General features: G+C 68.5%; 20 protein-coding genes. 7 read left to right on the top strand and 13 right to left on the bottom strand.

The window, feature by feature from the left end; genetic code table 11:
- Nucleotides 1-10: 10 nt before the first annotated feature.
- Together mnmG and PEM_RS17335 are read right to left on the bottom strand one after the other, a co-directional pair.
- Nucleotides 11-1900, bottom strand: a complete 1890-nt coding sequence (gene mnmG / locus PEM_RS17345) for a tRNA uridine-5-carboxymethylaminomethyl(34) synthesis enzyme MnmG (RefSeq protein ID WP_005420137.1) — start codon at nucleotides 1898-1900, stop codon at nucleotides 11-13.
- Between the two features lie 542 nt (nucleotides 1901-2442).
- Nucleotides 2443-2934: a hypothetical protein gene (locus PEM_RS17335; RefSeq protein ID WP_049415731.1), complete on the bottom strand. Its 492-nt coding sequence runs from the start codon at nucleotides 2932-2934 to the stop codon at nucleotides 2443-2445.
- Nucleotides 2935-3094: 160 nt separating this feature from the next.
- Here PEM_RS17335 and PEM_RS17330 point away from each other — a divergent pair, with 160 nt between their 5' ends.
- Together PEM_RS17330 and PEM_RS17325 are read left to right on the top strand one after the other, a co-directional pair.
- Nucleotides 3095-4057, top strand: coding sequence for a pyridoxal-phosphate dependent enzyme (locus PEM_RS17330; RefSeq protein ID WP_111129523.1), 963 nt, complete (start codon nucleotides 3095-3097; stop codon nucleotides 4055-4057).
- Nucleotides 4054-4686 (top strand): YdcF family protein, encoded by a 633-nt coding sequence (locus PEM_RS17325; RefSeq protein WP_005420132.1) that lies wholly within the window; start codon nucleotides 4054-4056, stop codon nucleotides 4684-4686. Before PEM_RS17330 ends, PEM_RS17325 begins: the two co-directional genes overlap by 4 nt.
- 110 nt (nucleotides 4687-4796) lie before the next feature.
- Here PEM_RS17325 and bioC read toward each other — a convergent pair whose 3' ends face one another.
- From bioC to bioB, 5 genes are all read right to left on the bottom strand, one after another.
- A complete protein-coding gene (bioC, locus tag PEM_RS17320) occupies nucleotides 4797-5681 on the bottom strand; it encodes a malonyl-ACP O-methyltransferase BioC (RefSeq protein ID WP_005420131.1) in 885 nt (294 codons plus the stop codon).
- Between the two features lie 12 nt (nucleotides 5682-5693).
- Entirely contained in the window at nucleotides 5694-6473 is a 780-nt protein-coding gene (locus PEM_RS17315) for an SDR family oxidoreductase (RefSeq protein ID WP_111129522.1), read from the bottom strand.
- A 29-nt stretch (nucleotides 6474-6502) separates the two neighbouring features.
- Entirely contained in the window at nucleotides 6503-7282 is a 780-nt protein-coding gene (gene bioH, locus PEM_RS17310; protein ID WP_111129520.1) for a pimeloyl-ACP methyl ester esterase BioH, read from the bottom strand.
- Nucleotides 7283-7300: 18 nt separating this feature from the next.
- Nucleotides 7301-8524 carry an 8-amino-7-oxononanoate synthase gene (gene bioF, locus PEM_RS17305; protein ID WP_069138788.1) on the bottom strand — a complete coding sequence of 408 codons (1224 nt, stop codon included), beginning with the start codon at nucleotides 8522-8524 and terminating at the stop codon, nucleotides 7301-7303.
- Between the two features lie 67 nt (nucleotides 8525-8591).
- On the bottom strand, nucleotides 8592-9635 hold the full coding sequence (bioB, locus tag PEM_RS17300; protein ID WP_111129518.1) for a biotin synthase BioB: 1044 nt from the start codon (nucleotides 9633-9635) through the stop codon (nucleotides 8592-8594).
- A gap of 159 nt (nucleotides 9636-9794) precedes the next feature.
- On the opposite strand from bioB, the gene PEM_RS17295 reads away from it, so the two are divergent.
- The 5 genes from PEM_RS17295 (at nucleotide 9795) to PEM_RS17275 (ending at nucleotide 13678) form a co-directional block, all read left to right on the top strand.
- Nucleotides 9795-10103: a hypothetical protein gene (locus tag PEM_RS17295; RefSeq protein WP_005420123.1), complete on the top strand. Its 309-nt coding sequence runs from the start codon at nucleotides 9795-9797 to the stop codon at nucleotides 10101-10103.
- A 368-nt stretch (nucleotides 10104-10471) separates the two neighbouring features.
- Nucleotides 10472-11812: a chloride channel protein gene (locus PEM_RS17290; RefSeq protein WP_111129516.1), complete on the top strand. Its 1341-nt coding sequence runs from the start codon at nucleotides 10472-10474 to the stop codon at nucleotides 11810-11812.
- Between the two features lie 93 nt (nucleotides 11813-11905).
- Nucleotides 11906-12601 carry a ComF family protein gene (locus tag PEM_RS17285; RefSeq protein WP_111129514.1) on the top strand — a complete coding sequence of 232 codons (696 nt, stop codon included), beginning with the start codon at nucleotides 11906-11908 and terminating at the stop codon, nucleotides 12599-12601.
- A gap of 58 nt (nucleotides 12602-12659) precedes the next feature.
- Nucleotides 12660-13211, top strand: coding sequence for an HdeD family acid-resistance protein (locus PEM_RS17280; RefSeq protein ID WP_111129512.1), 552 nt, complete (start codon nucleotides 12660-12662; stop codon nucleotides 13209-13211).
- Nucleotides 13208-13678, top strand: a complete 471-nt coding sequence (locus PEM_RS17275; protein WP_065185868.1) for a hypothetical protein — start codon at nucleotides 13208-13210, stop codon at nucleotides 13676-13678. The genes PEM_RS17280 and PEM_RS17275 overlap by 4 nt, the downstream gene beginning before the upstream one ends.
- A 52-nt stretch (nucleotides 13679-13730) precedes the next feature.
- On the opposite strand, the gene PEM_RS17270 is transcribed toward PEM_RS17275, so the two are convergent.
- The 6 genes from PEM_RS17270 to PEM_RS17245 all read right to left on the bottom strand — a co-directional run bounded on the left by PEM_RS17270 (nucleotide 13731) and on the right by PEM_RS17245 (nucleotide 21060).
- Entirely contained in the window at nucleotides 13731-15509 is a 1779-nt protein-coding gene (locus PEM_RS17270; protein WP_111129510.1) for an MFS transporter, read from the bottom strand.
- Nucleotides 15510-15701: 192 nt separating this feature from the next.
- Nucleotides 15702-16817 (bottom strand): N-acetylglucosamine-6-phosphate deacetylase, encoded by a 1116-nt coding sequence (gene nagA, locus PEM_RS17265; protein ID WP_065185866.1) that lies wholly within the window; start codon nucleotides 16815-16817, stop codon nucleotides 15702-15704.
- Nucleotides 16814-17590, bottom strand: coding sequence for a DeoR family transcriptional regulator (locus tag PEM_RS17260; protein ID WP_065185936.1), 777 nt, complete (start codon nucleotides 17588-17590; stop codon nucleotides 16814-16816). Before PEM_RS17260 ends, nagA begins: the two co-directional genes overlap by 4 nt.
- A 33-nt stretch (nucleotides 17591-17623) precedes the next feature.
- The gene (locus PEM_RS17255) at nucleotides 17624-18958 is read right to left on the bottom strand and encodes a D-tagatose-bisphosphate aldolase, class II, non-catalytic subunit (RefSeq protein WP_111129508.1); all 1335 of its coding nucleotides are present in this window, start codon (nucleotides 18956-18958) and stop codon (nucleotides 17624-17626) included.
- 16 nt (nucleotides 18959-18974) lie between these two features.
- Nucleotides 18975-19913: an ROK family protein gene (locus PEM_RS17250; protein ID WP_005420105.1), complete on the bottom strand. Its 939-nt coding sequence runs from the start codon at nucleotides 19911-19913 to the stop codon at nucleotides 18975-18977.
- Nucleotides 19906-21060, bottom strand: coding sequence for an SIS domain-containing protein (locus tag PEM_RS17245; RefSeq protein WP_005420100.1), 1155 nt, complete (start codon nucleotides 21058-21060; stop codon nucleotides 19906-19908). Before PEM_RS17245 ends, PEM_RS17250 begins: the two co-directional genes overlap by 8 nt.
- Nucleotides 21061-21352: the final 292 nt, after the last annotated feature.

The following is a 21352-nucleotide window of genomic DNA, read 5'->3' as shown; positions in this document are numbered from 1 at the left end:
CGGTCCCGCGTTACGCCACGCGGCCGCGGCGCGCGCGCTCCAGGTGCACCAGCAGCAGTGAGATCGCTGCCGGGGTCATGCCCGGAATACGCTGCGCCTGGCCGATGGTCTGCGGGCGCACCCGCTCCAGCTTCTGCAGTGCTTCGGCCGACAGCCCGCGCACGGTCGCATAGTCGAACGCCTCGGCGATCGGCGTGGCCTCATGCCGCTGCTGGCGCTCGATCTCCTCGCGCTGGCGGTCCAGGTAGCCGGCGTACTTCACGCCGATCTCCACCTGCTCGGCCACCTTGGCGTCGGCCACGGCCGGCCCCAGCGATGGCACCTGCATCAGCTGCGCGTAATCCAGCTCGGGGCGCTTGATCAGGTCCAGCACGTTGGTCTCGCGGCTGACCGCCACGCCCAGCGTGTCCTGCACTTCGCGGCCCAGCGCATTGGCCGGGGTCGCCCACAGCGCGCCCAGGCGTGCGCGCTCGGCAGCGACGGCGGCCTGCTTGGTCTCGAACGCACCCCAGCGACGGTCATCCACCAGGCCCATCTCGCGGCCGGTCGGGGTCAGGCGCTGGTCCGCATTGTCCTCGCGCAGCTGCAGGCGGTACTCGGCGCGGCTGGTGAACATGCGGTACGGCTCGTTGGTGCCGTGGGTGATCAGGTCATCCACCAGCACGCCCAGGTAGGCCTCGTCGCGGCGCGGGCACCAGCCGTCCAGCCCGCGCACCTGGCGCGCGGCGTTGAGGCCGGCCAGCAGGCCCTGCGCGGCGGCTTCTTCATAGCCGGTGGTGCCGTTGATCTGGCCGGCGAAGAACAGGCCGTTCACCAGCTTGGTCTCCAGCGAAGCCTTCAGCCCGCGCGGATCGAAGAAGTCGTACTCGATGGCGTAGCCGGGGCGGGTGATGTGCGCGTTCTCGAAGCCGCGGATGCTGCGCACCATCTCCAGCTGCACGTCGAAGGGCAGCGAGGTCGAGATGCCGTTGGGGTAGATCTCGACGATGCCCAGGCCTTCGGGTTCGACGAAGATCTGGTGGCTGGCCTTTTCGGCGAAGCGCACCACCTTGTCCTCGATGGACGGGCAGTAGCGCGGGCCGATGCCTTCGATCTGGCCGCTGTACAGCGGCGAGCGGTGCAGCGCGTCGCGGATGATCTGGTGGGTCTGCTCGGTGGTGTGGGTGATCCAGCAGCTGACCTGCTGCGGATGCTCGTCCACCGAGCCGAGGAAGGACATCACCGGCCGCGGCGAATCGCCCGGCTGCTCGTCCATCACGCTGTAGTCCAGCGAGCGGCCATCGATGCGCGGCGGCGTGCCGGTCTTCAGGCGGTCCACCTGGAAAGGACGCTCGCGCAGGCGCGCCGCCAGCGTGGTGGCCGGCGGGTCGCCCATGCGGCCGGCGGCGTACTGGGTCGGGCCGACATGGATCTTGCCGGCCAGGAAGGTGCCGGCGGTCAGCACCACGGCCCCGGCGTCGAAGCGCAGGCCGGTCTGGGTCATGACCCCGCGCACGGCGTCGCCTTCAATGACCAGGTCATCGACCGCGGCCTGGAACACGGTCAGGTTGGCCTGGCCTTCGACAATGGCGCGGATCGCCATGCGATACAGGTTGCGGTCGGCCTGGCAGCGGGTGGCGCGCACGGCCGGGCCCTTGGAGGCGTTGAGCGTGCGCCACTGGATGCCGGCGCGGTCGGCGGCATGCGCCATCGCACCGCCCAGGGCGTCGATTTCCTTGACCAGATGGCCCTTGCCGATGCCGCCGATGGCCGGGTTGCAGCTCATCGCGCCCACTGTTTCGATGTTGTGGGTCAGCAGCAGGGTGCGCACGCCGGTACGGGCCGCGGCCAGCGCGGCTTCGGTGCCGGCGTGGCCACCGCCGATGACGATGACGTCGTAACGATGGAAGGACGGGTTCATGGGGCTGTTCAGCTGGGGGCGGGCGCGGCCGGGGCGGCACCGGGGTGGCGATTTTAGCGCCATTCGGGGCCGCGACGTCGGCGCCGGCCGGCTCCCGTCGAAATCAGCCCTAAAGTTGGCAGGATTTTTGCAGATAACCCAATAGCACCCACCGTGGCTGGCGCCGCAGGCGCCCGTGACCGGAATTGGAACAGGGGCCGGTACAGGCGCACGGTGGGGGAGCAGGGGGCCGGCAGTCGGGGGACTGCCCGGCCCTGTTTTTTGGCGCTATCGGGAGGCCGCCATCCACGCATGGCGTGGATCTACGGAAGCTGCGGCCGCCGGTTGACGACCCCGCAAAACAAACGGCCCCGCACTGCGGGGCCGTCCGCTTTCAGAGGTGCCGACATCCGACAGGGCCGGAACAGGGGGGATCCAGATGTTCCTGTCGGATATCGACGTAGAGCTTTTTGCGGCGGCCCGTGTCGTTTTTGTCACTTTGTGACGCGGGCCGTCACTGGCCCCGTAGAGTGCGGCTTGGACCGTGTGAAATGCAAGACGGTTCAGCGCTCAACTGTGCGCTGCGTCCCACGATCCATGTTGCGCCAGGGGGAACCGTTCATTCTTGGCGCACTCGGCGCCGGAGCCGGACGGGCCGGCGGCGGGGGCGCAGAGGGCTGGATGTTCGATTGCGGCGGCCGGCGCATCGAGTCCATGTTCCGCCACGGCGAACCGCCGTTGTACGACGGCCGCGACGGCGGTGGCGGGCGGTTCTCGCCGCCGTTGCCGGGTGGGCGCGGTGGCGGGCGGTGGTTGTGCGGCGGGCGGTAGATCGGGCGCGAGTAATACGGATTGCCATAGCCGCCGTAGTAGCCGCCATAGCCGCCGTAGTACGGGTAGCCGTAGTTGTAGGGATAGCCGGCGGGGTAGCGGTACTCCACCGACGGCGCACCGTGGTAGTAGCTGCCGCTGCGGCCACCGCCGACATAGTCGTAGGTGGTGCAGCCGGTCAGGGCCAGCATCAGGCCACCGGCAAGCATCAGGCGCGTTTTCATGGTGGGTCCCCCCAGAGGACGGGTTGTACAGTGAGCTTCATGCGCAGGCGTTGAATCGGCCCTTAACTTCACTGTCCAGGATGAATGGAGGTGAAGGCTGCCATGCTGGCATGACCTGTGCCGGGGTCGCCAGCAGGGAGCCATACGTTAATCTTGCGTCATGAGCGATTCACTGTTGCCCCGTGCCGATGATGTCCTGGCTGCCGCTGCGCGGATCGCGCCGCACGCCAGCGTGACCCCGGTGCTGCGCTCGCGCACGCTGGATGCGCTGGCCGGCGCGCAGCTGGCGTTCAAGGCCGAGCATCTGCAGCGCGGTGGCGCATTCAAGTTCCGCGGCGCGTGCAATGCGGTGTGGTCGCTGGATGCCGATCGCGCCGGCGCCGGCGTGGTCACCCATTCCTCCGGCAACCACGGCGCCGCCCTGGCCCTGGCCGCGCGCACCCGTGGCATTCCCTGCCACGTGGTGGTGCCCGAAGGTGCAGTGGCGGCCAAGCTGGCCAACATCGCCCGCCATGGCGCCACGCTCTGGCGCTGCCCACCAACCATCGCCGACCGCGAGGCCACCTGCGCCAAAGTGCAGGCTGATACCGGCGCGACCCTGGTCCATCCCTATGCGGACCCGGCGGTGATGGCCGGGCAGGGCACCGCAGCACTGGAGCTGCTGCACAGCGACGGCCCGTTCGACGTGCTGGTGGTGCCGGTGGGCGGCGGTGGCCTGGCCAGCGGCACCGCGCGGGCCCTGCAGCTCGCCAGCCCGCAGACCCGGCTGGTGCTGGCCGAGCCGGCCGGCGCGGACGACACCGCGCGCTCGTTGGCCGCTGGCGAGCGCCAGGCGGCGTTCACCCCGGACACGATCTGCGATGGCCTGCGCACCCTGATCGGCGCGCCCAACTTCGAGCTGCTGCGTGCGGCCAACGCCGAGGTGATCGTGGTCGATGACGCGGCGACGATGGCGGCGATGCGCTTGCTGTGGGAGGTCCTCAAGCAGGTGGTCGAGCCGTCATCGGCGACCGTGCTCGCCGCGGTGCTGGCGCAGCCTCAGCGTTTTGCCGGCCTGCGCGTGGGCCTGGTGCTGTCCGGCGGCAACGTCGACCTGCCCGCACTGCGCTGGGGCGCGCCGTGAGCCGCGACCGGCACCGGCATCGCACTGGCCTGCTGGGCTGGCTGTGGCGGTTGTTTGTCCTGCTGGTGATCTGGCTGCTGGGCGTGACTGCCTGGATCGTCTGGGTCGGCGAGCGTGACCAGGCGGCCAAGGCCGACGCCATCATCGTGCTCGGTGCGGCGGCCTATGACGCCAAGCCGTCGCCGGTATTCGAAGAACGCATCCGTCATGGGCTGGATCTCTATGAGGCCCAGTTCGCGCCGCTGCTGATCTTCACCGGCGGCTATGGTGGTACCGGCGCGCGCTTTTCCGAGTCACAGGTGGCGCGGCGCTATGCGCTCAAGCACGGCGTGCCGGACGATGCGATCCTGATCGAGACTGCCTCGCGCAACACCGTGCAGAACCTGGTGGAAGCCAAGCGGCTGATGGACCAGCGCAACCTGCACCGGGTGATCATCGTCAGCGACCCGCTGCACATGGCGCGCGCGCTGCGCCTGAGCAAGGCGCTGGGCATCGATGCACTGGCCTCGTCCACGCCCAGCACGCGCTTCCGCAGCTTCCACACCAGCTGGCGCTTCCTGGTGCAGGAAATCTATTTCTTCCACCGCGACCTGGTGCGGCCGCCGCTGAGTTCGCCGGCCAACACCTGAGGCGGAAACCTGATTTGGGCGGGTGCCATGCGGTAGTGCCGGCCGCTGGCCGGCAGATGCCCACCATGGAATCGTGAGGTTGCCGGCCAGCGGCCGGCACTACCAGACGATCAGGTCTGCTTGCGCCGGATCGGAATCGCCGAAACCGGCACTGAGGCCACGTCATGCCCGCCTTCGCGGATCGGTGCGCCCGGGTCCGGTGCCCAGGCATGGGCATAGATCACTTCCCAGCTGCTGGGCAGCTTGCCGTCGGCGCGCCGCATCGGTTCATACGCCGCTGCCGCCGCAGCGAAACGGCCACGCCCGGTCAGCGTGTGGCGGCGATCCACCCGCGCATTGGTCGCGCCCATCGCGCGCAGCTCGCGCATCAACGAGGGCAGGTCGTCGTAGGTCAAGGTGAACAGATCGCGGTCCAGCACCGGGTCGCGGAAGCCGGCCATCATCAGCGCATCGCCGAACTGGGCGATCTGCGCGAAGCGGCTCACGTGCGGGCGGTCATCGGCGGCCGCGAAGGCCTCGTTGAGTTCGATCAGGGTTTCCGGGCCGAAGGTGGAACACAGCAGCAGGCCACCGGGCTTGAGCACGCGACGGAAGCCTGCGAACACCGCCGGCAGGTCGTCCACCCACTGCAGGCACAGGTTGCTGAAGATCACGTCCACGCTGTTGTCGGCCAGCGGCAGCGCGGCGGCGTCGCCGCACAGGCGTTGGAACGGCTTCCACCAGCCGGCCTGGCGCTTGGCCTGGTCCAGCATCGGCAGTGCCACATCCAGCGCGATCACCTGCGCCTTCGGCCAACGCTTCTTCATCAACGCGCTGGCGTGGCCGGTACCCGCGCCGATGTCCAGCACCACCTCGGGCTTGCGTGCCTCCAGGTAGTCCAACGATTCGATCAGCCGCGACTGCACCTCGCGCTGCAGGGCGGCGGCAGCGTCGTAACTGGTGGCGGCACGCGCGAATGCGCGGCGGACATGGCGGGCATCGAAGTGGGACGGCATTGCGAAAGTCTCTTAGAACGTACCGGGGTAGGCGCCGCCGTCGATCAGCAGGTTCTGCCCGGTGAGGTAACCGGTGTGTGCGCTGCACAGGAAGGCGCAGGCGGCGCCGAACTCGTCCGCTGTGCCGAAGCGGCCAGCGGGAATCTGCTGGCGGCGGCGTTCGGCCACTTCGCCGGCATCGCCGTCCTTGCCCGCAGTGTGGGCGAAGTTGGCGCGCAGGCGGTCGGTGTCGAACTGGCCGGGCAGCAGGTTGTTGATCGTGACGTTGTGCGCGACGGTGCGGCGCGACAGGCCGGCGACGAAACCGGTCAGGCCGCTGCGTGCACCGTTGGACAGCGCCAGGATGTCGATCGGCGCTTTCACCGCCGACGAGGTGATGTTGACGATGCGGCCGAAGCCACGCGCAATCATCGCGTCCACGGTGGCGCGGATCAGCGCGATCGGCGCCAGCATGTTGGCGTCGAGCGCGGCGATCCAGTCGTCGCGCTCGAAAGTGCGGAAGTCGCCTGGCGGCGGGCCACCGGCATTGGTGACCAGGATGTCCACCTGCGGGCACGCGGCCAGCGCCGCGGCACGACCGGCGTCGGTGGTGATGTCGGCGGCGACCGCGCGCACCTCAGCGGCACCGGGCAGTGCACGCAGCTCTTCGGCAGCGACCTGCAGTGCAGCCTCGCCACGGGCCACGATCACCACGTTGACGCCCTCGCGCACCAGCGCACGCGCGCAGCCCAGGCCCAAGCCCTTGCTTGCGCCGCAGACCAGTGCCCAGCGGCCGTTGATACCTAGATCCATGCGTCAATCCCGTGGAATGAGGAAGGCGCTCATTGTCCGCCATCGGCCGGTGACAGGCCGGCAACGAAGTGTTGCAGGGCGCTGGCCACCTCGTCGGCATGGCCGAGGAAGGGCGCGTGGCCGCCATGGGCGATGGTCAGCGCCTGCGCACCCGGGGCCAATGCCGCAGCGGCCTGCATCGCCGCCGGAGACACCAGCCGGTCGCGCTGGCCGGCGATCCACAGGCTGGGTTTACCCAGTGTTGGCAATGCGCCGCGCAGGTCGGTGCTTTCCAGCAGGCGCAGGCCTTCCAGCAGGGCCCGTTCGGTGGGCGCGCCGCGCTCAACCAGGCGTTGGCGCAGCGTGCGCAGCTCCTCGCGGGCGTGCGCCGAGCCCATCACATCCAGCGCCAGGAAGCGTTCCAGGGTGCCACCGAAATCGGTCGCCAGCTCGCGCCCGAACTGCTCGAACACCGCCGGCTCCACCGCATGCGGCCAGTCGTGGCCGCGCACGAAGCGCGGCGTGGCCGCGATCATCGCCAGCCCGCGCACTTTCGGAAGCGTTGCGGTGGCGTGCAGTGCGAACAGGCCGCCCAGTGACCAGCCGCACCACACCGCCGGCGGCGTGGCCGCGGCAATGGCGTTCACCACGAACGGCAGGCGCAACGGCGTGGTGTCTTCGCGGCTGTGGCCATGGCCCGGCAGATCAACCAGATGCAGGGTGAACCGGTCGGCCAGGCGCTGCACCAACGGTGCGAACACACCGCCCTGCAGGGCCCAGCCATGGATCAGTACCAGGTCCGGCCCCTGGCCGGTGACGTCGATATGCATGGGAAAACGACAGCAGGCTCAGGCAAAGACAGGCAATGGCGGTGGCGCGGCGTCACGTACCGCCAGATCCACGCGATCGCGCGCGCTGGCGATCGCGGCCACCAGGCCACGCACCTGTTCCGGCGTGTGCAGGGCGGACAGGGTCACACGCAGGCGCGCCTTGCCTTCGGGCACCGTGGGCGGACGGATCGCGCCGACCAGCCAACCAGCCTGCTCCAGTGCCTTGGACATCGCCACGGCGCGGTGATCGTCACCACACAGCAGCGGCTGGATCGGCGTTTCCGAAGCCATCAGGTCCAGGCCATGGCGGCGTGCCTCGCTGCGGAACAGCGCGATCAGGTCGGTCAGTTTCGAGCGGCGCCAGTTGTCACGGCGTGCCAGGCGCACCGCTTCCAGTGCAGCGGCGGCCAGCGGTGGCGGCATCGCCGTGGTGTAGATGTAGGGGCGTGCGGTTTCAGCCAGGTGCTCGACCAGATCGTCGCGGCCCAGCACCAGCGCGCCGGAACCGCCCAGTGCCTTGCCCAGCGTGACCAGCTGCAGCGGCACATCGTCCACGCCCAGCCCGGCGGCGGCCACGGCACCACGGCCGTCACCGACCACGCCTACGCCGTGCGCATCGTCCACATAGAACAGCGCTTGCTGCAGGCGTGCCACAAGCGACAATGCACGCAGCGGTGCGATGTCGCCATCCATGCTGAAGACACCATCGGTAGCCAGCATCGCCGCGCCGTCGGGCGCGTGCTTGAGCTGGCGCATCGCGCCTTCGGCATCAAGGTGCGGATAACGGCGCAGGCGCGCACCGGCCAGCCGCGTCGCATCCAAGAGGCTGGCGTGGTTGAGCTTGTCCTGCACGCAGACATCACTCTCTTCGCTCAGCAGTGCCTGCTGCACGGCCAGGTTGGCGGCGAAGCCACTACCGAACAGCAGCGCGCGCGGGTAGCCCAGCCACTCCGCCACTTCGCGCTCCAGCGCGTCATGCAGGGCGTGGTGGCCGCAGACCAGATGCGATGCACCGGCGCCGGCGCCTTCGCGTGCAGCGGCATCCTGCAGCGCGTTGACCACGCTGAACTGCTGGGCCAGGCCCAGATAATCATTGCTGCAAAAGCCGGTCAGCCACTGGCCGTCCACTTCCAGGCGGACGCCATCACGACGGTTGACCGTGCGCCGCGTGCGGCGACGGCCTTGGGCATCGCGCAGGGCGCGCTGGGCGTGGAGGCGGGCGGTCAGGTCGGGGCGGGCCATGGCGGCTGAATGCGGCGACGGGGCGGCTAGGGTAGCGCGTTGCCGCGACGCCTGCTTGTACCCCGTCTCAGGCCGCGTGAGCGCAGCCGCAGCCGGGCGCATCGGCGCTGATGTCGGCGTGCACTGTACCGCCGTGATCGTGGCCCTCGGCATCCACCTGCACCGCCATCGGTTGCAGTCCCAGCCGGGCGAACAGGGCCAGGTCGCGCTCACTCTCCGGGTTGCCGGTGGTCAGCAGCTTGTCGCCGTAGAAGATCGAATTGGCACCGGCCAGGAAGCACAGCGCCTGCAGTTCGTCACTCATGGCCTCGCGCCCGGCCGACAGCCGCACCATCGAGCGCGGCATGGCGATGCGTGCCACCGCGATCATGCGCACGAATTCGAACGGGTCCAGCGCCGCGCTGCCATGCAGCGGGGTGCCCGCCACCTGCACCAGCCTGTTGATCGGCACCGAATCGGGATGCGCCGGCAGCGTGGCCAGCGCCAGCAGCAGGCCAACGCGCTGCGCGCGCGTCTCGCCCATGCCGACAATGCCGCCGCAGCAGGTCTTCAGGCCGGCCTCGCGCACGTGCTCCAGCGTGTCCAGGCGGTCCTGGTACTGGCGCGTGTGGATGATCGAATCGTAGTAGTCCGGTGCGGTGTCGAGGTTGTGGTTGTAGTAGTCCAGGCCGGCGTCCTTCAGCGCGCGTGCCTGTTCGCCACTGAGCATGCCCAGCGTGGCGCAGGTCTCCAGGCCCAGCGCCTTCACCCCGGCGATCATCGCCGCTACCTTCGGGATGTCGCGGTCCTTCGGTGATCGCCACGCGGCACCCATGCAGAAACGCGACGCACCGGCGGCCTTGGCCTGGCGGGCCTTGGCCAGCACCGCATCGGTGTCCATCAGCTTCTGCGCGTTCACCCCGGTGCTGTAGCGCTGCGCCTGAGGGCAGTACGCGCAGTCTTCCGGGCAGCCTCCGGTCTTCACCGACAGCAGCGTGGAGACCTGCACCTGCGCCGGGTCGAAGTGCTCACGGTGGACCGCCGCGGCGCGGAACAGCAGCTCGGGCAACGGCAGGTCGAACAGGGCCTGCAGTTCGTCGTGTTGCCAGTCGTGGCGGATGGCAGCAGCCATGGCGGACCTTGGGTACGAGTGGAGCGAGGGCGGCAGTGTGGGTGGGTTGGTGAGTGCTGTCAACCAAATTATATGTAGAAAAGTTTACATTGAGCGGCCGCCATGAATGGGCGCTACGGTGTAAGTTCATTGCTGCATACGGACGCGCGAGTACATGCCATGAACAGCTACCAGTCCTATCCGATCCGCCGCGACGCGGTGCTGTGCAGCCTGGCCGCACTTCCTGACGGCGGCCTGCGCGTGGTGCTGGATGATCTGCGTCAGGCCGATGCGCCGGGGCAGTGGAAGAATCACACCTTCGTGACCTTCAAGGACTACGCGGCGGGGGAGCTCGATCCGGCGATGCTGCCGAAGGAGGAACTTGAAGCATTCGGTCACTATGTCTTGGTTCGCTTGTTGGCGATAAACGGTTGCCTGCGTGATACGGACGAAGGTCCTGACAGCGATGTCCCTCTCACCGACCAGTAGCGGCAAAGCACCGCCGCGCTGACCGATGGAGGCATCGCCCGGATCGATGCGCAACTGCGTTTCCACTGCGATGGACAGTTCCGAACATCGCCTGCATCGTGGGGAACGCGATGTCGCTGGACCCGCAGCGCCACCCCGGCATTGCCGATGTCTTCTACGCCCAGCGTGTGCACGAACGGGTTGCGCACGGTGTACTGGAAGTGCGGGGTGCAAAAGCGCCGGTGGCGGGAGCGCCTGCGCGTCCAGCGATGTACGCACGGGGCAGGCAGTCGGGACGACCCGTATCGGGGCATTTCACCGCATCCTGCAAGGCCTTCAGCCACAGTAGCCGCTGTCCGCTCGCACCCGCCGCATCCAGACTGTCCCGCATGACCGATCTCCATCGCCTTCGCGGCCGCATCACCGCGCTGGTCCTAAGCGAGGCCTGGCGCCGCCGTGCCGCGCTCTGGGGCGGGGCTGTGGCCGTAGCGCTGGTGGCCATCCTGTTTGCCAGGGCCAGCGACGCGGCCTTCCATCTGTTCCAGCGCATCACCGCGCACTCGCCGTGGTGGGCCCTGCTGCTCACGCCCGGCATCTTCGCGTTGCTGGCCTGGCTGACCGCGGGTGCGCTCAAACCCACCCGCGGCAGTGGCATTCCGCAGGTCATTGCCGCACTGGACAGGCCGGACGAGTCCTTCCGCAAGACCAACCTGTCGCCCGCGGTCTCGGCGGGCAAGCTGCTGCTGACCTCGCTGTCCCTGCTCGGTGGCGCGTCCGTTGGTCGCGAGGGCCCGACCGTGCATGTGGGCGCGAGCCTGATGTACCTGTTCGGCCGCTGGTTCGGCTTCAAGGACCCGCGCGAACTCTCGCACTTCCTGCTGGCCGGGGGCGCGGCCGGCATCGCGGCGGCGTTCAACACACCGCTGGCCGGCATCGTCTTCGCCATCGAGGAGCTCAGCGGCCGCTTCGAGCATCGCTTCTCCGGCACCCTGCTGACCGCAGTGATCGTCGGTGGCGTGGTCTCGCTGGGCCTGCTCGGCAACTACACCTACTTCGGCCATGTGAGTGCGCGCCTGCCGCTCGGCCAGGGCTGGCTGGCGATCCTGCTGTGCGGCGCAGTGGCCGGATTGCTGGGCGGATTGTTCGCGCGCGCGGTGTTGGCCAGTGCGGCGGGCCGCCCCCGTTGGCTCGGGCAACTGCGGCAGCGGCATCCCGTGTTGCTGGCCGCAGGCTGCGGGCTGGTGGTGGTGCTGCTGGCCCTGGCGTTCGGAGAAGGCGCATTCGGCACCGGCTACGAACAGGCGCGCAGCCTCGTGCAGGGGCAGGCGATGGTGGGCCACGAGTTCGGTCTGATGAAGCTGCTGGCGAATCTGGCGTCCTACGTGGCGGGCATCCCCGGCGGCCTGTTCTCGCCGGCGCTGGCGGTCGGTGCCGGTCTTGGGCATAACCTGGCGATGTTGATGCCGGGCGTGGATCCGCGTGCGTTCGTGCTGCTGGGCATGTGTGCCTACCTGACCGGCGTCACCCAGGCCCCGCTGACCTCGGCGGTGATCTCGCTGGAGCTGACCGACAGTGGTGATCTGCTCCTGCCGATCCTGGCCACGGTGCTGATCGCGCGCGGCGTGTCCGGGCTGGTGTGCCGGGTGCCGATCTATCGTGGGTTGGCGGAGCTGTTGATGGTGCCCGCGGCTGCATCGACCGGGCCCGGGCAAGGCGGACGCCTTTCCTGATCGGCAGCCCCCTCCGCTGTTGCGGGCAGTCCCGACACTGCAATCGGTCCTACGCCGATGGCCGCACGGGTGGAGCGCGATAAAGCATGGGGGATGCATGTTGATCTCCTGCGTTCGGCAACCCGTGTCTCCCGCGCACTGCTGGGTGTCCTGCTGCCACTGCGCTGCCTGGTCTGCGGCGATCCGGGCCATGATGATCTCGATCTGTGCCGCGCCTGCCTCGCCGAACTACCCTGGGCCGGCCGCGCCTGCCTGCGTTGCGCGCTGCCGTTGCCGGACGCCGCCCTGATCGTCTGCGGCAGCTGCCGCGAGGAAGCGCCACCGCAGACGGCCACCCATGCCAGCCTGTTGTACCTGCCGCCAGTGGACCAACTGTTGGTGCGCTACAAGTTCCATCAGGACCTGGCGGCTGGCCGCCTGCTGGCGCAGTTGATGCAGCGGGCACCGCCCGCCTGGTCATGCCCACCACTGGCGCCGGTACCCCTGCACCGCCGCCGCCTGCGCCAACGCGGCTACAACCAGGCTGCTGAACTGTGCCGGCTGCTGCCAATGCCGGTCTGGCACGGGCTGTACCGGCGGCGGCATACGGCGCCACAGTCCGAACGCACGGCCGAGCAGCGCAGGGAAAACCTGTTCGATGCGTTCGATGTACGCGGTCCGGTGCCACCCCGATTGACCGTGGTTGACGACGTGATGACCACCGGCAGTACGGTGATGGAGATTGCCGAAACGCTGCGCTGCGTGGGTGCTGAAGAGGTGCGGGTATGGGTGTGCGCGCGGGTGCCGTGATCGCTGTCTTCATCGCCGGGGGCTAGGATGTGGCCGGTTCCGGATCGAAGGAGTGGCCATGAATTCCCCCTTGTCTCCCTTGTTGTCGGCGGTGGGTCGCAGCTGGTGGATCCTGCTGCTGTATGGGCTGGTTGCGCTGGGCTTCGGCATCATCGCCATCGGCTGGCCGCTGTCCGCCGCCATGGCATTGGCCTGGACGCTGGGCGTGATGGCCATCATCGAGGGCGTCATCAGCCTGTTCGCATTGATCAATGGCGGCAGCGGCGCGTCCCGCGGCTGGCTGGCGCTGTACGCCCTCGCCTCGCTGGGCTTCGGCATCCTGGCGGTGATCAATCCGCTGGCCACCGCCAGCGTGCTGGTGCTGTTCCTGGCGGCGTGGCTGCTGGTGGCCGGCATCTATCGCATCGTGTTCGCGATCCGCGTGCGCAAGCAGATCCAGGGCGAATGGTTGCTGATCCTCAGCGGCGTGCTGGCGGTGGTGCTGGGCCTGCTGTTTGCGGCGAATCCATATGCCGGCGTGGCGGTAACTACGCTGTGGATCGGCATCGGCAGCCTGCTGTACGGCCTGCTGCAGGTGCTGGTGGCATTCAAGCTGCGGAAGCTGAAGTGAGGGCTGCGCTTCCGCTGTTGCTGGGCGTGGCCTTGACCCTGGCCGGCTGCATGCCGGGCGCCACGCCCGGTGGCTTGGCAGGGAAGGATCACGTGCCGCGCCCTGGCGTGGATGTGCGCCTGAGCGCGGTGGACGCCTCCGGCAAAGGCAAGCCGGCGCAATGGCAAGGCGAAACCCTGGCCCTGCGCGAGCCGCCGATTGCCGGCAGCACCGACATTGCCGACGTGCGCTACGTGCTGGATGAAGCCAAGCAACCTGGCCTGCAGATCCGCTATCGACCCGAAGCGCACCAGCGCATCCACGATGGCACGGCAGCACTGGTGGGCCAGCGCGCGGCGCTCAGCGTGGACGGCCGCGTGCTGATGGTGGCGACGGTGAAAGGCCCGTTCGGTGAATCGATGATGCTGAGCGGGCTGCCGAGCATTGCCGAGGCACAGGCGTTGGCGAAGCACATCACCGGTCAGTGACGGGCGCGCCAACACCACCGCGTTACGCGCGGAGGTCGACCAAGGTCGACCGCTACCGGGCGAACCGTGCCTCGATCTCCTCCAGCGACTTGCCCTTGGTCTCCGGCAGCCAGAACGCGGCTACCAGGAAAAATACGAAGGTGCACGCCGCCCAGAACACGAACATGCTGGCGTAGCCGTAGTGGCCCACCGTGGGCAGGAAGATGGCGGCGATGGTGGTCGACACGAACTGGTTGATCAGCAGCGCGATGCTCATGCCATTGGAACGGATGCGGTTCGGCATCAGCTCCGACAGTGCCAGCCACACGCACACGCCGGGGCCGACCGCGAAGAACGCGACGAACACCAGGATGCAGGCGGCCACGGCCCAGCCGTGTGCCGGTGGCGGCACCGGGCCGATGAGGGCCTGTTCGACGCGCAGCGGCGCCTGCGCGGCACTGGCGGGGTCGGCGAACGGGTTCAGATGCAACTTGCGGAAGAATGCGCCGATCACGCTGTCCGGCTGTACGGTGCCGGTGCGGTCGATACGCAGTTCGCGATCAATCAGGTTGTCGCTGCGCACGGCGCGCACATTGGTGAAGTCGCCGTAGGCGTACGACACGGTCAGCTGCAGCGGCCGGCCCTCGCTGTCGATGCCAGCACCGAGGCGCTGCCACTGGGCTTCATCCAGCACCAGCTGCAGGCCATCGCCGTTGACCGCCGCCTGCAACTGCGGCTGCACATCAGCGCGACCGCGCTCGGCCTGGAAGAACAGCGTGGCCGCGGCCAGCAGGGCCACGCAGATACCACCGCTGCCGAGCATCAGCAGGAACTTGCGGCCCTTGCGGTCGACCAGCAGCAACGCGACCACGGTCATCACCGCATTCAGCAGCTTGATCGCCACGTCGGCGCCGTTGGCCACTGAACCGGACAGGCCGGCCTGATTGAGGATGTTCACCGCGTAGGCCAGTACCGAGTTGATGCCGGTGGCCTGGGTGCAGGCCAGCACGACGCAGGCGAGCAGGAACGGCACCACGTAGCGGCGGCTGAGCAGTGGATCGCGCTTGCTGTGGCTGCTGCTCGATTCCGGCGCCTGGATCTGCGCAAGGGTGGGCTCCACATCGGCAGCGGGCAGTACGCGCTGCAGGCTGCGGCGGGCTTCATCAATGCGGCCCCGGCGTACCAGCCAGCGTGGCGATTCGGACAGCCAGAAGATGCCCGCGCAGAACAGCAGGCCCGGCGCCAGGCAGGTCCAGAAGATGGTGCGCCAGGCGTGGTCCTTCACCGTGAACAGCTCCTGCGCCTGCTGTGCCAGCGGCAGCGAGCGCACGGTTTCGGCGGCGGCATCCACGGCGTGGGCGTGGTACAGGCCGATCAGGGCTGCCAGCACCAGGCCAACGGTCAGCAGCAGCTGGAACATCGCGGCGCCGCGCCCGCGTCGCTCGGGGCTGAGCACTTCGGCCAGGTACAGCGGAATCACTACACCGATCAAACCGCCACTGATGCCCTGCAGCAGGCGGCCCAGCAGCAGCGGCGTGTAACCGGAGGCCAGCGCCATGATCGGAATCGAGGCGGTGAACAGCAGGCCGGCCAGCAGCATCGCGCCGCGGCGGCCGATCAGGTCGGCGATCATGCCGGCGAACAGCGAGGACAGCACGCTGCCCAGCAGTACCGCGGCCACCACGAAGCCAAGCTGCTGGCTGCTGAGCTGCCAGGCGTGGCTGGCGGTGGCTTCAAGATAGGGCAGGGCGCCGGCGATGATGCCGATGTCGATGCCGTACAGCAGGCCACCGAGGCCGCCGATGAAGAGCAGGTAACGTACGGGCCAGCGCGGAGCGGTGCTTGCAGTCATCGGCAGTTCCTATGGTAGCGCCGGGCCAGGCCAGGCGGCGGTTCGTCGCAGAGTGCATTCTGTAGAGCCGAGCCATGCTCGGCTGCTTTCCGTTCCGATATCGAGGTTCCCCATGCCGCGCTTCGTGCGGTGAGCCGAGCATGGCTCGGCTCTACAGGGAGCCCGCGCGGCATCCGGGCCGCATCGCTTGCGTCAGGTCAGATCGATCACGCGCCCACCAATGACCACCTGCTGCAGGCGCAGTTCGGCGTCCAGCACCACCAGGTCGGCACGGGCGTCGGGCGCGATGCGGCCGCGATCGCCCAGGCCCAGATAGTCGGCCGGGAAGGTGGAAACGCGCTGCGAGGCATCGGCCAGCTCCAGGCCCACGCGCACCAGGTTGCGCAGCGCCTGGTCCATGGTCAGCGCGCTGCCGGCCAGTGAACCGGTCGCCAGGCGCACGCAGCCGCCGCACTTGTGCACGCGCTGCTCGCCCAGCGCGTACTCGCCGTCGGGCATGCCGGTGGCGGCCGTCGCGTCGGTCACCGCATACAGGCGCGGGATCGCGCGCGCGGCCAGGCGGATCACGCCGGGATGGATGTGCTGCAGGTCGGGAATGATCTCGGCGTACTGTGCATGCGCCAGCGCCGCCGCGGCGATGCCGGGTCGGTAATGGTCGACACCGGTCATGCCATTGAACAGATGGGTGAAGCCGGAGGCGCCGGCCTGCAGCGCAGCCACGCCCTCTTCATAGGTGCCGGCGCTGTGACCGAGCTGCACGCGGATGCCCATCGCCGAAAGCGCGGGAATCAGTGCGGTGTGCTCGCCGATTTCCGGTGCCAGCGTTATCACTCGGATCGGCGCCAGTGCGTGCAGTTGCTGCACCAGCGCCAGCGTCGCCTCGATCGTGCGGTTGGGCTGTGCACCGAGCCGCTGCGGGCTGATGAACGGTCCTTCCAGATGCACGCCGACGATGCGGGCGGCGTCGGCATCGGGCGCCGCCATCGTCGCAGCCACCCCCTGCAGCGCGTGCTCGATCTCATCCAGGCCGGCGGTCATGGTGGTTGCCAGCAGCGTGGTGGTGCCGAAGCGCAGATGGGTGCGCGCGATGGTGCGCGCCACGTCGCCGCCCTGCATCAGGTCCACGCCGGCCGCACCGTGTACATGCAGGTCGATGAAGCCGGGCAGGATGACCGGCAGCTGCAGGTCGTCAGCACCACTTTGGTCATCCACCTGCAGCTGGCGCACGTGTGAATCGAAGTGGACGTGGCCACGCCGCCAACCCAGCGGGGTGAGGATGCGGCCATGCAGGGAACGGGTGTCGCTCATGCGGGAGGCTCGGCAATGATCACCTCGATGCCCAGCCGCTGCAGTCCCTCGCGGGTTGCGTCGTCGATGCCGGCATCGGTGATGATGGTGTGGATCTGATCCAGCAGGGCGATGCGGTGCAGGCTGACGCGCCCGAACTTGGAGGCGTCGGTCAGCACCACGATACGGCGTGCACGCTCGACCATGCGATGGTTGAGGCGGGCTTCCGCTTCGTCATGGGTGGTCAACCCGAACTGCAGGTCCAGGCCATCCACGCCCAGGAACAGCGTGTCGAAGCTGTAGGAGTTGAGGCTGGCTTCGGCCTGGCTGCCCTGCAGCGACAGCGACTGCTGGCGCAGCAGGCCGCCGGTCAGCAGCACGTTGATGCCGGCCGCGTTGGCCAGTTCCCAGGCGATGTTCAGCCCGTTGGTCATCACCGTCACGTCGCGCTGCGTGCGCAGGTGGCGGGCCAGGGTCATCGTGGTCGAGCCGGAGTCGATGATGATGTTGTCACCAGGCCGTACCAGGCGCGCGGCACACGCGCCGATCGATTCCTTTAGCGGCAGGTTCAGTGCGTCCTTTTCGTGGATGTCCTGTTCCTGCGGCGGCGTGCGCACCAGGGTGGCGCCGCCGTGGGTGCGGTTGGCCAGGCCCTGCGACTCGAAGTGGGTCAGGTCGGCACGGATGGTCACCGCCGACACGCCGAAACGCTCGACCAGATCGGCCACCTGCACCGAGCCGTGCTCGATCAGCAGCTGCAGGATCTGTTGCCGGCGGGAGCGGGTGTTGCGCATGGCCATTCTCGGTTTCGCGGGGAAAGGTAGAGATTAGCCGTTCGCAGCAACTGCGGCAGCCGAACGTGCGTTCTGCGTGCGGGTTCCGGCCTGGTTGGCGCTGCAGGCGCGCGCGTACTCGCCCAGGCACAGGCCGATGCGGTGCTGCACCAGCGCGGTGGGGGTGTTGGCCAGCGTGCCCTCACGCACGGCGCGGTACTGCTCCGGCAGGTACTGGCTGAGCAGCACCAGTGGCGGCGCGTGCTGTTCCAGGTTGGCGAACAGGGTCTGCACCGCCTGCACCAGCGCGGGCTCGCCCCAGTAGTAACGGCAGCGGTCACTGAAGGAGTAGCTGCGCAGCAGGCGCAGCGCAGTGTCATCGCCCTGGTAGTAGGACTGCCAGTACTTCGGCTGCGCCACCATCACCTCGTCCAGCACCTGCGGCAGACGCGAGCACTGTGCCGCCGGCAGCAGTTCGGCCTCGATCGCGGCTAGCGCGAACAGCGCTTCGCGGTAGGCGAAGGTGGCCGCGGGCCCGACCTTGAGGATGGCGAAGTGGTCGCGCACCAGCGCGTGCAGGCCGCTCTCGCGCTGGTAGTCGGTGGAGTGCGCTTCGAACACGATGCGTGGCTGCTGTTCGAGGAAATCGGCCAGCGTGCTGGCAGCGGCGGCGTCGTACTCGTGCACGCTGCTGTGGTCGAAGTCCACGCCCGGCTGCACCACCATCGCGATCACGCGCTGCCACGCATCACGCAGCTGCGGCGTGTCGAACGCCTGCCGGTGGATGGCCAGGGTCTGCGCGGCGGCGGCCGGCGTGGTCACCTGCAGGCCCTCGGCAAGCGAGGCTTCTCCACCGGGAATCGGCACTTCGGTACCGATCACGTAGACCGGCGGCGGCAGGCCATGTTCGGCGGCGGTGCGTTCGGCGATTTCGGCCAGCTCGGCCGAGCGCGCAGCGACGATGGCATCGGGCAGTGGCACCGGATCATCGGCGCAGGACATGCTGCAATCCAGATGGATCTTGTGGAAACCGGCGGCGACGTAGGCTTCGATCAGCACGCGCGCGTGGGTCATGGCTTCGGCCGCCGGGCGCTTCTGCCAGGCATTCGGGCCGAGGTGGTCGCCGCCCAGCATCAGCCGCTCGCGCGGGAAGCCTTCTTCATCGGCCAGCGTGCCCACGTAGTCGCGGTACTGCGGCGGGGTCATGCCGGTGTAGCCGCCGAACTGGTCGACCTGGTTGGAGGTGGCCTCGATCAGCAGCACGGTGCCATGCGCCAGGGCGACGTGCATGGCCGCGCGCAGCACCTGCTCGTTGCTGCAGCAGACGCTGTACAGGCCGACGTTGGCGCCGGCGCGGTGGGAAGCAAGCAGGGTCTGCAACGGGGACATGGTCAGGCTCCGGAGATCAGGAAAACGAGGGTTGGCAGGCGAGCAGGGCGGCACCACGTGCGCCACCGGCATCGCCGAACCGTGGCGGCACGATCGGCGGGACCTGCACGCCATTGAACAGATGGGTGGCGATGGCGGCCGGCAGCTGCCGGTACAGCGGCGCGTACTGCGAGAGTCCACCGCCGAGCACGATCACGTGCGGGTCCAGCGCCAGCACCAGCGCGGCCAGGCTGTGGCCGAGCAGATCACGATGAATGTCCAGCGCCTTGCGCGCGCGGGCATCGCCGGCTTCTGCCAGCGTGATCACCGCACTGGCATCGACGGCGCTGCCTCCGAGGTGGCGCTCGATCATGGCCAATCCGCTGCCGGACACATAGCGCTCCACGCAGCCCTGCAGGCCGCAGCCGCAGTCCAGCAGCGGCAGGCCATGGCGCTGCAGCAGATGGCCGGGCACGCTCCAGTGGCCCCATTCGCCGGCCAGACCGTTGAAGCCGGACAGCAGCCGGCCCTGCAGGCAGAAGCCACCGCCGGCACCGGTGCCGAGGATGGCGCCGAACATGCTGGGGAAGCCGTCGGCGGCGCCGCCGTGCGCTTCCGACAGGGCAAAGCACTGCAGGTCATTGCCGAAATGCAGCGAGCGTTGCAGCCGCGCCTGCAGATCCTGCGCCACGCATTGGCCGGTCAGTGCGGGCACGTTCGCGCTGAGCTGGCGGCCACTGCGGCGGTCACGCACGCCGGGCAGGGCAATGCCGATGGCCGCATCATTCCGGCCCAGCGCGGCGTCGGCCTCGGCCACCAGCGTCACCACGGCCTGCAGGAAACCATCGTAGTCGCCCTGCGGCGTGGCCACGCGGCGGCGCCAGGTGACCTGCATCGCCGCATCGCACGCCACCAGCTCGATCTTGGTGCCGCCGATGTCGATGCCATAGCAGGCGTGGGCGATCAGCTCAGCCATGGTGGATGGTGACGCCCTTGACGACGCGGTTGACGGTGCCGTCCGGGAACGGGTTGTCCGGGGTCAGTCCCAGCGCGGCCGAGCGCTGCAGCGCGAACAGCTGCGCGAAGCCCAGCCACACCGGTGCCAGCCACGGATCGTCCAGCGCCGGTACGGTGAGGGTGTAATCGTCATCGGCGCCGATGTCCGAATGTGGACCGATCGCCAGCACCTGCCCGGCCACGCCATCGCGGCGCAGTTCGTCCAGCAGGTCCTGCTCGTAGCGGCGCGCGAGCGGCTGCACGCTGCGCAGCACCACCACCAGGGTGTTGCCATCCAGCGTCGACTTGGGACCGTGACGGAAGCCCAGTGGCGTGTTGGCCAGCGCCAGAACGCGGCCAGCGGTCAGCTCCAGCACCTTCAGTGCACACTCGCGGGCCAGCGCTTCCAGCGGGCCGCTGCCAAGGTAGATCACGCGGTTGAACGGGCGCTGCGCAAGCGTTGCCACTGGTGCGTCCCACTGCGCCTGCCCTTCGCGGGCCAGCGCGGCGATCTGCTTCAGGCGCGCCACGCGCGCATCCCACGGCGAGCGATCAAACACCGTCAGTGCCGCCAGCAGCATGCAGGTCAGGCTGCTGGTCATGGCGAAGGCACGGTCGCAGCTGGCCGACGGCATCAGCAGGGTGCACGTATCGCCACGGCCGGCGCCACGGCGGGCCAGTTCGCCATCGGCGTTGCAGGTGATGTCGAGGAAGCGCGCGTCGTCCACGTCGCTGCGCACGCGATCCACCGCTGCCACGCTTTCCGGGCTGGAGCCACTGCGGCCGAACGACACCAGCAGGGTCGGGCGGTCACGCTGCAGGTACAGCGCCGGGTGGGTCAGCAGGCTGGTGGTGTGCACCACGCGCACCTCGGCCGCCCACTGTGCGTTGATCGCGTCGGCCACCATCTCGGCGATGAAGCCGGAACTGCCGGCGCCGGTGAACAGCACGCGCTGGTTGGGATCGTTGAGGCTGTCGCCGAGGAAGGCCTGCAGGCGGTCGCGGGCACGCGACAGGTCCTGTGCGAGTGCTTCCCACAGCGCAGGCTGCTGGGCGATTTCGATTGCGGTATCGGCTCCGCCAAGGCGCTGCCAGGCGGACACATCGGAAAGCAGGGTGACGTCCATTCGGAGGTTCCAGTTGGGCCAGCGCACCATCTGTGTTTTCTTTCGAAATGTCAAACATCGAAAGTAAAAAGAAAGAAAATGGCCGAGTGGCTTTCCCAGTCGCGGAATGACCATGAAAACGAAAGGACGGGTCAAATGCCGTATCGCACAATGCTTAACAGGCGACTGCAAGCGCTTACACAAAGTATTGCGACGCAACAACTTTCGTTTCAATGGAATATATCTTCCTTTTTCCTTTCAATTTGTTGACATCTTTCGAATCGCTGCCCTAGAGTCGGCCCAATCGCTTTCG

Origin of the sequence: Stenotrophomonas sp. Pemsol, assembly GCF_003586545.1 — a bacterium.
Taxonomy (GTDB): Bacteria; Pseudomonadota; Gammaproteobacteria; order Xanthomonadales; family Xanthomonadaceae; genus Stenotrophomonas; species Stenotrophomonas sepilia.
This window is presented reverse-complemented; position numbering and strand designations above follow the sequence as displayed.

What these genes read in the sequence shown, in the direction of transcription:
- mnmG (WP_005420137.1), bottom strand. Translation starts at nt 1,900, where the DNA reads ATGAACCCGTCCTTCCATCGTTACGACGTCATCGTCATCGGCGGTGGC.
- PEM_RS17335 (WP_049415731.1), bottom strand. Translation starts at nt 2,934, where the DNA reads ATGAAAACGCGCCTGATGCTTGCCGGTGGCCTGATGCTGGCCCTGACC.
- PEM_RS17330 (WP_111129523.1), top strand. Translation starts at nt 3,095, where the DNA reads ATGAGCGATTCACTGTTGCCCCGTGCCGATGATGTCCTGGCTGCCGCT.
- bioC (WP_005420131.1), bottom strand. Translation starts at nt 5,681, where the DNA reads ATGCCGTCCCACTTCGATGCCCGCCATGTCCGCCGCGCATTCGCGCGT.
- PEM_RS17315 (WP_111129522.1), bottom strand. Translation starts at nt 6,473, where the DNA reads ATGGATCTAGGTATCAACGGCCGCTGGGCACTGGTCTGCGGCGCAAGC.
- bioH (WP_111129520.1), bottom strand. Translation starts at nt 7,282, where the DNA reads ATGCATATCGACGTCACCGGCCAGGGGCCGGACCTGGTACTGATCCAT.
- bioF (WP_069138788.1), bottom strand. Translation starts at nt 8,524, where the DNA reads ATGGCCCGCCCCGACCTGACCGCCCGCCTCCACGCCCAGCGCGCCCTG.
- bioB (WP_111129518.1), bottom strand. Translation starts at nt 9,635, where the DNA reads ATGGCTGCTGCCATCCGCCACGACTGGCAACACGACGAACTGCAGGCC.
- PEM_RS17295 (WP_005420123.1), top strand. Translation starts at nt 9,795, where the DNA reads ATGAACAGCTACCAGTCCTATCCGATCCGCCGCGACGCGGTGCTGTGC.
- PEM_RS17290 (WP_111129516.1), top strand. Translation starts at nt 10,472, where the DNA reads ATGACCGATCTCCATCGCCTTCGCGGCCGCATCACCGCGCTGGTCCTA.
- PEM_RS17285 (WP_111129514.1), top strand. Translation starts at nt 11,906, where the DNA reads ATGCATGTTGATCTCCTGCGTTCGGCAACCCGTGTCTCCCGCGCACTG.
- PEM_RS17280 (WP_111129512.1), top strand. Translation starts at nt 12,660, where the DNA reads ATGAATTCCCCCTTGTCTCCCTTGTTGTCGGCGGTGGGTCGCAGCTGG.
- PEM_RS17270 (WP_111129510.1), bottom strand. Translation starts at nt 15,509, where the DNA reads ATGACTGCAAGCACCGCTCCGCGCTGGCCCGTACGTTACCTGCTCTTC.
- nagA (WP_065185866.1), bottom strand. Translation starts at nt 16,817, where the DNA reads ATGAGCGACACCCGTTCCCTGCATGGCCGCATCCTCACCCCGCTGGGT.
- PEM_RS17260 (WP_065185936.1), bottom strand. Translation starts at nt 17,590, where the DNA reads ATGCGCAACACCCGCTCCCGCCGGCAACAGATCCTGCAGCTGCTGATC.
- PEM_RS17255 (WP_111129508.1), bottom strand. Translation starts at nt 18,958, where the DNA reads ATGTCCCCGTTGCAGACCCTGCTTGCTTCCCACCGCGCCGGCGCCAAC.
- PEM_RS17250 (WP_005420105.1), bottom strand. Translation starts at nt 19,913, where the DNA reads ATGGCTGAGCTGATCGCCCACGCCTGCTATGGCATCGACATCGGCGGC.
- PEM_RS17245 (WP_005420100.1), bottom strand. Translation starts at nt 21,060, where the DNA reads ATGGACGTCACCCTGCTTTCCGATGTGTCCGCCTGGCAGCGCCTTGGC.